The sequence below is a fragment of the Kistimonas scapharcae genome, assembly GCF_039540975.1.
GTDB classification, from domain to species: domain Bacteria; phylum Pseudomonadota; class Gammaproteobacteria; order Pseudomonadales; family Endozoicomonadaceae; genus Kistimonas; species Kistimonas scapharcae.
In genome coordinates this window covers 1-11,255 of the sequence record NZ_BAABFL010000084.1, presented here as the reverse complement: position 1 = coordinate 11,255, position 11,255 = coordinate 1, and the positions used below count along the sequence as shown (strand labels likewise).

Genomic DNA, 11,255 nt, shown 5'->3' with positions numbered 1-11,255 from the left:
GGCTGGGTTACATGGCTGCGCGAACCTGCCCCATGCCAGCAAGGCTTCTCAAGCTGGCTGAGCCACAGTGGTAATCAGGAAATATAATGTTGCTCCTTTTGCGTAATAAGGACTTCGTAGATTTCTCCAATCATTTCTAAATTCTGACGATTGGAAACAATCTTTAAACCAATTGCCTAAAGTATTGTTGCCATATTGAGCAGCCCAATAAACGATAAGGTCGTAGTTTAGTGATATGACCGTCTCGAAGCTTTGCATAAACTTGTAAATGCTTTGCAAGTGCAAACGGGCATCATCATATTTAACGTGTGTTTCTCGTACCGTGGAAATGAGAGCATTTCTGACCTTTTCATATGCTATTTCCACTTCACCTCTTGGTAGATCAAGAGCTTCATTGACAAGTTTGGCTTGCCATAATCGACGCAGAACCAGTTCAAAGTCATTGACACCGAACTTTTCAAATACCGCTTGAACCTTCTCGGTTAAATATCCAAGTTCAACAGACTTCTCATATAGAGATTCATATTTAAAACACTCGTGAACGGCAATACTGGAGCCATTTCCAAGCAGAAGTGAACCTTGATGAAACTCTTCTTTGATTTCATCCCAATTAAGTATTTCAGCCATATACGGCTTCCTTCACTTCATCTTTAACTGATATTTCGCCGGCGAGGAGTTTGGGGAGGAGGGTGTCCCTGAGCTCAACAAGAGAGTTTATTTCTTTGCAGACTTCTTTTAGCTTTTCAAAAATTATCGCAGCTGTTTTATCAAACTGATCGATTATCTCTTGAGATGGAACTATAACAACTTGGTTTCGAAGAATGTCAGTTTTTAAATTCGTAAAGACGCTGCCATTTCCTTGTGCCACCAAAGCTTTCCTTATTTCTAAAAACAGCTGGTAGAGATATACATCGCTAAATAATTTTTTTGATGGAAAATGAAGCCAACCATCATGAATACATGCGTCTAGTTCAAGGAACTTAGGTAATCCTGGAGTTGCACTGTTAGATAGAATTAACGCTCCTCTTTTCAGAAAAACCGTTTTCTTTAGACCTTCTTCTTTTATGCACTCTCTGGTTTTAAATAGAAATGGACTTGGTTCTGAAGTAGCATCTGCAATTTTTGTCCAAGGCAAGCCCTTATCAACAATATATTCTTTGATTGGCCTTGGTGAACCACCTCTTTTAATTTCAAGATAATTACCCAATGGCTTGGCCTCCCACCCCTCCGGAATCTCACCCAACTCTGAATCCTGCATAGCAGAAGGAAACAGTGCAGCCGTTCGAGCAAGCTCGGCGTAGGCTTCAGGCTGTTCGGTTTGCAGGGTGTTCAGGCTTGCCTCGTCTCGGGCGGAGATGGCGCACATGGCTGCCCGTTCGGCTTCTTCGGCACTGCCGCCTGCTGCCAATACCGCTAGTTTGGCTTTTACCGGATCGAAATCGACAAACCAGCTTTTGAAGAGCGTTTGGGCGATGGCTTCGAGGGTTTGGTTGGTTTGCTGGTTGAGGCTGATTTTAGAATCCAGACTCCACAATTTTCTAGCCAGTTCTTTCTGGTAGTCGGGATCAACAGGAACTCGAATTCTTGCTTTATGCAGATGGTTACGATTAATTCCCGGAACAGCAGCTTTATCGCTGTAATCACTGAACCGGATCGTTTTCAGAAAATAGTAAACAAATAATGGGTCATTTCCTTTAAAATCTTTTACATAAAGCGTGGTGTTTAAAGGCCAGAAATCCTTCTCTGTGTAGTAAACCCCTCCTATCGTTCCATATCGCCCTGTGACAACACCTGGCCCCTTTACTTTTGCTGCATTATGGCAACCAGATTCACCTGATGAAGATATAATAGAGACTTGTCCATCAACTCTATTCTTCTTTGGTAGGTCGTAACCACGCTTAAGCTCAATGAAATCTCCAAGCTCAATATCAATCCATTTAGACATGGTAACCCAGCCCTGAAAAGTTTTTCTTAATCTCCTCTTCCAACCGATCGCTTTCTGAAAACTGCTCTTGAAGCAATCCAGTTAACCGCATCATTTTGTCAGCAAAGGGCTCCCCATCATCATCCTGTTCAGCAGCACCCACATAACGCCCCGGCGTCAGAACAAAGTCGTGTTTCTGAATATCTTCCAGAGAAGCCGCAAAACAAAAACCGGGCTTATTTTCGTAGCTCTTACCTTGTTGCCAAGCGTGGAAGGTATCAGCAATCGTGGCAATATCTTCCCGAGTGAAATCCCGCAGCACCCGGTCTTTCATAAAGCCCATATTACGGGCATCAATAAACAGCGTCTCGCCCCGACGATCCACCTGGCCGGAAATTGCTCCTGCATTTTCGGCACTTCCGCCATCCTTGGCGGTCGCATTTTTACCCTGCTTGTTCTTGGTCAAAAACCAGATACAGGCGGGAATCTGGGTATTGGTAAACAGCTGACCCGGCAGTGCCACCATGCACTCCACCAGATCGGCCTCAATCAGCTTACGGCGAATCACCCCTTCATTATTGGTATTGGAACTCATGGAACCATTGGCCAGCAGCAGCGCCATAGAACCATTGTCGTTCAAATGGTGAAGCATATGCTGCATCCAGCCAAAGTTGGCGTTGCCTTTGGGCGGTGTGCCGTATTGCCAGCGCACATCCTCTTCCAGCCGGGCATGCCACCAATCCTTGATATTGAACGGCGGGTTGGCCATCACAAAATCGGCGCGCAGGTCCGGATGCTGGTCATCCAGAAACGTGTCGGCGTTCTTTTTGCCAAAGTTAAAGTCGATGCCCCGAATCGCCATATTCATGGCCGCCAGCTTCCAGGTGGTGGGGTTGCTCTCCTGACCATACACGGAGATATGCTTTTTCTGCTCGCTGGCGTCGTAATGGCGCTCTTTGGCGTGCTCCTCAATAAACTTCTCACTGGAGACAAAGAAACCACCGGAGCCCATGGCCGGGTCATACACCCGCCCCTGAAAGGGTTGCAGCATTTCCACTATCAGGGTAACGATGCTTTTCGGCGTGTAGTACTGGCCACCCTGCTTGCCTTCCGCCAGGGCGAACTGGCCGAGGAAGTATTCATAAACGTGACCAAGGATATCCTTGCTGTGCAGTTCCAGCTTTTCGCCCTGGTATTCCGGGTTGCGGAAGCTGGTGTCTGAAAAGCTGTTAATCAGGCCGATCAGTTTTTCGTTGTCCAGCTGATAGTTGCTGATGCGGTTCAGAATGCCTTTCAGTTTGCTGTTGGCTTTTTCAATTTCATCCAGGGCATTGTCGATCAGCCAGGAGATGGAGCGCAGCTTAACGTCTTCCCCCTGTTCGTTCTGCCAGATTACGGAACCGATGGCCAGGGTGGCGGTATCTTTCAGTGTGCTCCAGCGGGCATGCCTGGGCACCCAGAAGATGTTTTTCTCCTGGTAATAGTCGAGAATTTCCAGCTCATCGGCAATGGCCTGCTGGTAATCTTCATCGGAATTGAAATCGTCCCGGGGCAGGTAGTAGATATTGTCATCGTCGTTTTTCTGAAAGAGCGCCTTCAGTTCTTCCTGACGCTCTTCAAAGGCGTCCGACACATATTTCAGAAAGATCAAACCCAGCACAATGTGCTTGTAGTTGGCGGCATCAAGGTTACTGCGCAGTTTGTCCGCAGCTTTCCATAGCTTATCGTCCAGCGCCTTAAGGAACTGCTGTTCTGTCGTATTCATGGGTTAACCGTTGTTAGGTTCAGATTGGGATAGGGTGTAATGTCAGGCGGTTTTCTGTGGCATAGTCACAAGAAAACAGTCAGCCTGATGGTTTTAAATGTCAGCACATCTTTTGGCAGGCGCGTATCACATCAATGACCGCATAACAGTCTGCCAAAGCCCGATGACTTTCCCGGACATCACTGCCCAGGCATCCCTTGAGAAACGACAAACTGTGGGATTCCATATGGGGCAATGCCTGTCGTGACAGTGCCAGACTGCAGATGACAGGGTTGGGCAGGGGCATATGCACTTTCAAAAACCGGGTATCAAACGGTGCGTTGTGGATGATCAGGGTTTCATTCCGGATAAACGCACTGAGGTTGGTTATTGCCGTGGAGATATCCACACCGTCGGTTTCCAGCATGTGGTCCGTTATGCCTGTCAGCTCCTGAATGAAGGGAGGAACCTGTTCATTATCAGGTAACCGGACCAGATGGCTTATGCTGTCTACCGGCTTAAGGTTTCTGACCTTGATTGCTGCCACTTCAATGATTTTGTTCTTGTGATGGCTGAAACCGGTGGTTTCCAGATCAAGTACCACAAAAGCATGCGGTATGGTTGGTGGCGTGTAGTCTACCGTAAAGCCGGTGGTGGCTTTCCTGTTCTCCGAGCTTTCGGCTCTGCGGGTTACTGGCCGCTTATTCCCTCTTGTGTTTTGACTTTCGAACTCCCTCATCCATTTTTGATAGAGTTCAGTTCTGCCTTGCTTTGTGAGCATGTGGACAACCTGAAACGATAATCTTGCCTGCCGGAATCGTGTCTTTGTAACCGGGCTGATTATAAGCTGTCCCGGCAAGCGGTGTGATGAACAAATCGCACCCACGCTACCGCCCGAAGGAGTCGCACGATCGTTTCATGACCGGCGGAGCATGGGCCTCGGTAGCTCGATGTTGAATGAATGTTTAGAAATGAAACGTCGTATGTAATCACATTTGGAGAGGCGAAACTATTGCAGTTATGGCATAAAGACTACGGTTTTTGCTGCTGACCCTCTGACCGTTTCTCACGCTCAAGCTGCCGCAGTATGGTAAAGCGTGTCTGGCCCGGGTTGTGGTCCCAGCCGGGGTCGAGATCTTCTGGTACTGTGCGGCTCTTGCCGGTGCGAGGGTTTTCCCAAAGACGGGTTTTGATGTTTGGCTCCGGTGATGGTTTTAGTCCGTAGGCTTTAAGCTCCTGGCGGTTCAGCTGGATAACGCCGCAGCGGCAGTTCCAGCCGTTCGGTGGGAAGTGGGTTGTCCAAAAAGTATGATTTACCGGATACACCCTGCCATCCCATTGTTGGTGTTCGGGTCGTACCCGGTGGTCTTCCACTGCGTCGTACATCAAGAATGGCGCGGTTGCAGCGTTTGCCCGAATGCTTTGCCAGTGGCCTACGCTATAGGCGCTTTGCAAGTTAGTCCGGAAAATAGTTGCCAGCCTGGATGCACTGCCCAGCTGGGCTTTGACGATCTGTCCGGTATCCGGGTCCACAACATCCTGTTTACCCCACCATCCGGCCTTTTGCAGGGCAGGGATGAGCTGCTGTTTAAACTCCGTCAGCGTCTTCCCGTCGTCTATGGCCTGCTGTGTTTTTTTGGCTACGAAGGCCAGCAGATCCAGGTTCATCATCTTGGCCACAGTAAAGGCCGCGTCATGTTCCTCTGCGAGCATATCCTCCCAGCGAAATGACAGCTTAAGCCCTTTGCGTTCAAAGAACCGAATAGCCTGGGCGGGTTTCAGGGTAAAACCGGCAGTGACTTCCAGGAAGTCATAGTGGCTTGAGGACATAATGGATATTCATCGGTTATCGCATGAAACTTCTGACAGATATGGCGTGTATTCTCCAGTAATGCTTTGCTGGTGATCTGTAGATACGTTGGCGAAACGCTGTAGTCACCTTTAAAACCTAGCTTTTGGTAAAAGCCAAATGCTCTACTAACTGCTTTTCGTACTTCAAAGGTAGGATATTTCTCAATATGAACCGCGTAATAACTGGCCACATGAAGTAATAACGTTCCCAAGCCACACTTGACCGGATGAGTCTGGATATTCTGAAGCTGAAGAACTTTATCCTCCTTTTCCTCAAATAATTTCGCAAATGATTTTTCATTATCCACAAGTGTTTGAATAATTTTGAGCTTTACCCTGTTTGAGTCAGATTTGATTTTTACCGATAACTCCAACAACGTTTGAGACTCTATGTGCCTTAATCGTAGCGGCTTCTGTTGGGTAAAGATGCGATGAATATCGTCATCGCTCAATAGCTTTTCATATATAACAGAAGGTGCCTGAACTTTGCTGATACCTGTAACAGATGTCTCGGTGTTCCTGACGATAACAGGTTCGCTCATAGACTTCGAAGTAAGTGCTCTCACCTTTTTTCGCCTCTAAATATTCCCATTAGCCTGCTGTAGAACCCCGCTTCACGTATGGTTTTTACTGCAGTGTCTGAAGAAGATGATTGTTCCAGTAGTTCTTCAAGATGTGACCTGAATGTTTGCAGGTCACCGGTGTCCTCGGCATAGGACAACAATTCTTCTATCTGATTCCCATATAGCGCGTGATATCTAGTGGCAAAATAGTCAGCAGCATCTGCCAGCGCCTGTTGATCCTTACGTCGGTCGGCCTTTTTCTTTGCGAGCTGTGGATGAACGCCGTCTTGCTCGGCAAATGCGGGATCAAGGTTATCCGGTGTAATGGGCTGGGATATTGTCTCCGCTTTTTTCCGCCAGCCCGGCCCGTACACCTCCTCGATATACTCCTCGGTGGGCTCGTAGCCCAGGGTGCTGATTTTGTTATCGCGTTCGGCCCGCTGGAGCAGGTCTTCCTCCGGCTCGGTATTGCGCCAGACTCTTGGTGGTTGCGCATTGGGAAAGTTCCACTCCGTTAGCCAGCGCACCACCTGGTTGTTGAAACTCTCGCAGATCAGATCCGCATCGCTTTTGATCACCGACTGCTTTACCGCCTCATGCACCTGCGCCTGGGATAACGAGCTGCCGTCATCGGTGGTCATGGTCTGGCTTAGCACCACCTTACTGATGGCCCGGTCCATGCGCTCCGCCAGCGCTTCATAGTCGGCGGTGCCGTGGCGGGCAGCCTCCAGCAGCTCTACCAGAATGTTGTCGGGGACGACAATGCCGCTATCTACCTGGATAGCGTCCAGCACCTGCAGGGCCTTTTCACGCTCCCGTGGATCTTCCGCCTGTCCCGGCGGCAGCTTGGCCATGGCGGTGGGCTGGCCGAACTTCTCTAAAAAAATCAGCCAGAACTTGATGTCGTTGCGTTTAAAAAAAGTGGGCCAGTATAGGTAGTGGCCTAAACCCAGACCATAGGGGTTGTCGCTGTGATTAGCGCCGGTGCTGAACACCCAGAACTTCTGGTCAGGGAGTTTCACCGGATGAGGTTCACCGGCCTTGATCAACCGCAGGTTGCCGTCCACATCAAACACAAACCGGCTGCGGTCGCGGACCTTAATATCGTCCAGCACTATTTGGCTGCCATCGTAGGACCATAGGCACTCGCCCACGGCATAGCCGTAAAAAAGACCGTAGAGCATCTTGTCGGTAATGCCGTCAAAACGGATATGGGTCAGCTGCTCCTTGATGAACTCCGCAGCCGCTTTATCTTGCGCCGACTCGCTGGCTGGCTCCACCGTCCACTCACTCTGGATAACAGCAAGGCGTCGTTGCTGGAAGGTGGGTTTGACCTGGTCATCCCGCAGGATTTCATCGTAGATCTTCATATCCCGACCGCGTTCCCGGAGCACACTGTCGGGGTTGTCCATCAGGGTTGCGGTGTAGGCCGACGCCAGCCGGACGCCGTGGTCCGCCTTTGCCAGCTCTCCCAGTTTTGGCTTGCCTGCCATGGTGTTGTCCTGTCTAGTCCCTGCTCTGGTTAAAATGTGAGCGCTCAATAACCCCTGAAATCATTGCGACCCCTAACCACACCATAACCCTTATCCTCATCAATACTGTGCGGGTTTTCGCCGTAGGCCTCGATGCCGGCTCTTGTGTTCCCTGTGGATGCAAAGCTGAAATTGGCACGGTGCTCATGCGCCCATTTCAGAAACTGGCTGGTTGAGTCCACCTGGTCATCGTTACCCGCCAGCGGGAAAATGGTCAGCTCCAGCTCGTAGTCGATGAGCCAGGGAGCCGCTTCAGGCAGATGCACCAGCCCAGCCTCAAACAGGCTGCTGACCTCCACTAACCGGTCTATTTTGTTCACGCCCTTGGGGTCGCAGGGGATTACCGGCACATGGATCTTTTTATTACCGGCGCTCACGCCCTCGCGCAGCTCCTGGATCAACGAGGTTCCGCTGCCCTTGTCCTCGATCAGTACCGCCTGCGGGTTCCAGGCCAGATACAGGCTGGCAGCCGCTCTCTTTAGTCTTGGGTACTCCAGTTTGTCGCGGAACACATCGAGCAGGTACCAACCCCGTCGGGTTTCGCCCCATGTGGTGCAGACGCTGGGGTCGTTGATCTCCTCCGGTTTATAGGCGGTATCCCAGCTCTGGATAATGCGTAAAAACTCCGCCGGTGGCGTGCTGTAGCGCTGGAACCAGCGGGCCTTGATAAGTCCGCCCTCCGGTGTGGCGTTCCAGTCCCCCATCAGCCATGCTTGCACCAGCCACGGTGGCCCGGACTTTTTCAGCCGGTTGATGTACTTGGGGTCGTTGCTGAGCAGGAGCTCGTTGTCCTCCAGCCGGCTGGGAATATAGATTCGTTCGTCACCGGTGTTGGCATCGCAGATCAGTCTCATGCCCTTGGGAGCCGCGTCGATGTAACGCTTCTTGATCCACTCATGTCCCGGTCCGCCCGGGTTGGCAGAGAGGTTAAAGCTGGCAGGAATGCCATAGGGGTTTCGGAGGGTTGCCTGGAGCTTGTCGATGGGATCAGGGGTGGGAAAGTTACCCGCCTCGTCAATGTACACGTCGGTGTAGGAGTGGCCCTGGTACTTGCCAGCGTCGGCGTCCCGCTCAAGGCTTCGAAGCCGAAGCAGCGCACCGTTGGGCATAATCCAGGTGCTTTTCTGGGCACGGTACAGCGCGCCGATGGGGAGATAGATCTCATGGGAGCGGGCAATCACCTCGTCCAGCTCGGGCATACTGCGCCGAACGAATAACCCTTTGCTGTGTCCGCCGTACTTGGTGCTGCGCTGCAGCCATTTACCCAGAAACCCATCGGTCTTGCCGCCACCCCGGGCACCGCCATAAAGGATATCCTCCACCGGACAGGTGACCAGCGCTGTTTGCGGTCCCGGTTGGGGTGACCAGGTGATCATGCGCTGTCGGTGTCATCCCGACCGTATTGTTTCAGCCACTCCTCACGGCTCATGGGCTCGGGGATCAATACCACGCCTGTAGGTGATGCGACCTCGGTACCGTCCGGTGTGGTGTGCGCTACCTTCTGCGGCGCATTGAAGCCGTAAATACGTGCGCGACGGTCGATGGCCTTCATGATCCTGTCCATGGCCTGCAGATCCCCTTTAAGGCTTTGCTTCATGGCCTCGCGGATAATCCAGTCCAGCCGCTCAAGGTCCAGACGACGGTTGACTTTGGCATCCTCGCGGCTGTCGTTTTCCAGGGTTTCGATGGCCTTGACGACATGGCGGTAGGCAGCGGTTTTGCTGATGGCCAGCTGGTCGGCAATGTGCCGGTAGGATAGTCCCAGGGTGCGAAGCTCCAGCGCCTTTTTGCGTAACTCTGCCGTTTTGGCCCGCTGCGAACGTCCCGGATTCTGGATAGCCATCGTTCACCCCTTATGCGTTCACCTTTTGCAGGGCAAAGGTGGGTTAACAGCGGTTATTCGGTCTTTGGTTTTTTTGCGGGTGGTTGGTCGTCCTTGGGTGTTGCTGATTGTGATTGATGCCGGGACATCATGTGATAGTTAAGGCCGGTTTGCTGTGCAGCTTCATACTTGCACAGCAGGCACTTAAAGGGCTTATCGCCGGTGTGGGTACGCTCATGTGCAACCTTTGTTTTTTTTTGGCTAAAAGATTTTGGGCAGTACTGGCACTGAAACGGCTTCTCGCCGGTGTGGGTACGCTCATGCTTATTCTTTGCTGATTGTTGGCTAAAAGATTTTGGGCAGTGCTCGCATTTATAGGACTTCTTGCGGGTGTGGGTACGCTCATGCTTATTCATTGCTGATAGTTGGCTAAAATATTTTGGGCAGTGCTCGCACTTATAGGGCTTCTTGCTGGTGTGTGCGTTCACGTGTATCCGTATATTAGTGTGCACTGTTGTGACATATTTACACTGGTTACATTTGAATTGGTTGTCTGCCTGACGACTGTATCCCGATTGAACGCCCGAGGTTCCAGCTACAGCACTAGGTTGAGGGGCTGGCGATGTAGATTGTTGTGTTGAGCTTGAGGCTGTTGGTTGTGTTGAAGTGCTAGCCACAGATTCTGGCTGAGAGACTTGTGTTGGTGCTTGTGGTGTCGAAATCGTTGATCCGGATTGTAATATAGGTGTAGAGGTAGTTGTTGAAACAGCCCTCGAATGCTGTTGTGTTTCAGCAACGCGCTTTTTGAATTGATGAGTGGGTGAGTTAACAGAGAGATCAAGAGCTTCTTCCTCACCATCAGGAGGGGTTGCTTTTGGTGGCAGGGCTGACGATGAAGAATGTAATGGTGATATAGGAGGACTGGCACGTTCCATCAGATTTAATCCATGTTTTGCGAAGTATGCTTTTTAGACAGACAGACAGACAGACAGACAGTTCCTTGATGTTTGTCCGGTAGACAAGTCTGTTAGCCATTCTCTACAGCCCGAAGGTTTGACCGCTACTCTCGAGTACTGCGTCCTGACCTGTGAATTTCTGCCAACGCCGGATAATGACATCGCAGTAGTGCGGGTCCAGCTCCATAACCCGGCTGCTACGTCCGAGCTTTTCACAGGCAATGAGAGTGCTGCCGCTACCACCACAGAGATCCAGTACGCTGTCGCCCCGTTTGCTGCTGTTACGTACCATGGAGATAATCAGATCCACCGGTTTCATGGTGGGATGCTCACGGGAGGCGTTGGGCTTGTCCTCGCGGATAACCGTCCCGCACAGTCGGTTACGAAGCTCTTTCACCTCTTGGGCCAGCGCGTTCTTATCGAGGTCTTTGGTTTTGGGCTCCTCGTCCAGCACGGTCTTTTTGTTGCGTTCGCCATACCAGACATGAGCGGCACCGGGTTTCCAGCCGTACAGGATAGGCTCGTGCTGCCAGTGGTAATCCTGCCGCCCCATAACGCTTGAGCTTTTCACCCAGATCAGCACCTGCTTCAGGTAGAAACCGGCCTCCTGCAGTGCCAGGCGGAAGTTCACGCCCTCGGTGTCTGCGTGTGCCACATAGATCGGTCCGCCTTCTTTGGTGACTGTGAAGGCCGAGGTAAAAAGATCGCGTAGGAATTGCCGGAACTGGCTGTCGCCCATGCTGTCGTTATCAATTTTGAGAGAAGCTTTGGTCTTGCCCTCGTAGTCCACGTTGTAGGGCGGATCGGTCCAGACCATATCGACAAGCTGGTTATCCACAAGACGCTCGACGTGTTCCAGGTTG

Annotated in this window: 11 protein-coding genes; all 11 read right to left on the bottom strand. The window is 51.1% G+C overall.

Going from position 1 to position 11,255, the window contains the following annotated elements; all coding sequences use genetic code 11:
• Positions 1–48: 48 nt before the first annotated feature.
• Entirely contained in the window at positions 49–627 is a 579-nt protein-coding gene (locus ABD892_RS05125) for a DUF4917 family protein (RefSeq protein WP_345194317.1), read from the bottom strand.
• On the bottom strand, positions 620–1,945 hold the full coding sequence (locus tag ABD892_RS05120) for a restriction endonuclease subunit S (protein WP_345194316.1): 1,326 nt from the start codon (positions 1,943–1,945) through the stop codon (positions 620–622). Before ABD892_RS05120 ends, ABD892_RS05125 begins: the two co-directional genes overlap by 8 nt.
• Positions 1,938–3,689, bottom strand: a complete 1,752-nt coding sequence (locus ABD892_RS05115) for a class I SAM-dependent DNA methyltransferase (protein WP_345194315.1) — start codon at positions 3,687–3,689, stop codon at positions 1,938–1,940. Before ABD892_RS05115 ends, ABD892_RS05120 begins: the two co-directional genes overlap by 8 nt.
• A 100-nt stretch (positions 3,690–3,789) precedes the next feature.
• Positions 3,790–4,449, bottom strand: coding sequence for a 3'-5' exonuclease (locus ABD892_RS05110; protein ID WP_345194313.1), 660 nt, complete (start codon positions 4,447–4,449; stop codon positions 3,790–3,792).
• 251 nt (positions 4,450–4,700) lie between these two features.
• A complete protein-coding gene (locus ABD892_RS05105) occupies positions 4,701–5,498 on the bottom strand; it encodes a phage head morphogenesis protein (RefSeq protein WP_345194312.1) in 798 nt (265 codons plus the stop codon).
• The gene (locus ABD892_RS05100) at positions 5,447–6,061 is read right to left on the bottom strand and encodes an N-acetyltransferase (protein ID WP_345194311.1); all 615 of its coding nucleotides are present in this window, start codon (positions 6,059–6,061) and stop codon (positions 5,447–5,449) included. Before ABD892_RS05100 ends, ABD892_RS05105 begins: the two co-directional genes overlap by 52 nt.
• 20 nt (positions 6,062–6,081) lie before the next feature.
• Positions 6,082–7,575, bottom strand: a complete 1,494-nt coding sequence (locus tag ABD892_RS05095; RefSeq protein WP_345194310.1) for a DUF935 domain-containing protein — start codon at positions 7,573–7,575, stop codon at positions 6,082–6,084.
• A 44-nt stretch (positions 7,576–7,619) separates the two neighbouring features.
• Positions 7,620–8,990 (bottom strand): phage terminase large subunit, encoded by a 1,371-nt coding sequence (terL, locus tag ABD892_RS05090; RefSeq protein WP_345194309.1) that lies wholly within the window; start codon positions 8,988–8,990, stop codon positions 7,620–7,622.
• Positions 8,987–9,457 (bottom strand): hypothetical protein, encoded by a 471-nt coding sequence (locus ABD892_RS05085; RefSeq protein WP_345194307.1) that lies wholly within the window; start codon positions 9,455–9,457, stop codon positions 8,987–8,989. Before ABD892_RS05085 ends, terL begins: the two co-directional genes overlap by 4 nt.
• Positions 9,458–9,510: 53 nt before the next feature.
• Complete coding sequence (locus tag ABD892_RS05080) at positions 9,511–10,371, bottom strand: C2H2-type zinc finger protein (protein ID WP_345194306.1); 861 nt, start codon at positions 10,369–10,371, stop codon at positions 9,511–9,513.
• Between the two features lie 103 nt (positions 10,372–10,474).
• A partial coding sequence (locus ABD892_RS05075) for a DNA-methyltransferase (RefSeq protein WP_345194305.1) occupies positions 10,475–11,255 on the bottom strand: 781 nt, incomplete at its 5' end.

Coding starts and splice junctions, on each gene's coding strand:
- ABD892_RS05085 (WP_345194307.1), bottom strand. CDS start 9,457: ATGGCTATCCAGAATCCGGGACGTTCGCAGCGGGCCAAAACGGCAGAG.
- ABD892_RS05110 (WP_345194313.1), bottom strand. CDS start 4,449: ATGCTCACAAAGCAAGGCAGAACTGAACTCTATCAAAAATGGATGAGG.
- ABD892_RS05125 (WP_345194317.1), bottom strand. CDS start 627: ATGGCTGAAATACTTAATTGGGATGAAATCAAAGAAGAGTTTCATCAA.
- ABD892_RS05095 (WP_345194310.1), bottom strand. CDS start 7,575: ATGGCAGGCAAGCCAAAACTGGGAGAGCTGGCAAAGGCGGACCACGGC.
- ABD892_RS05120 (WP_345194316.1), bottom strand. CDS start 1,945: ATGTCTAAATGGATTGATATTGAGCTTGGAGATTTCATTGAGCTTAAG.
- terL (WP_345194309.1), bottom strand. CDS start 8,990: ATGATCACCTGGTCACCCCAACCGGGACCGCAAACAGCGCTGGTCACC.
- ABD892_RS05115 (WP_345194315.1), bottom strand. CDS start 3,689: ATGAATACGACAGAACAGCAGTTCCTTAAGGCGCTGGACGATAAGCTA.
- ABD892_RS05080 (WP_345194306.1), bottom strand. CDS start 10,371: ATGGAACGTGCCAGTCCTCCTATATCACCATTACATTCTTCATCGTCA.
- ABD892_RS05105 (WP_345194312.1), bottom strand. CDS start 5,498: ATGTCCTCAAGCCACTATGACTTCCTGGAAGTCACTGCCGGTTTTACC.
- ABD892_RS05100 (WP_345194311.1), bottom strand. CDS start 6,061: ATGAGCGAACCTGTTATCGTCAGGAACACCGAGACATCTGTTACAGGT.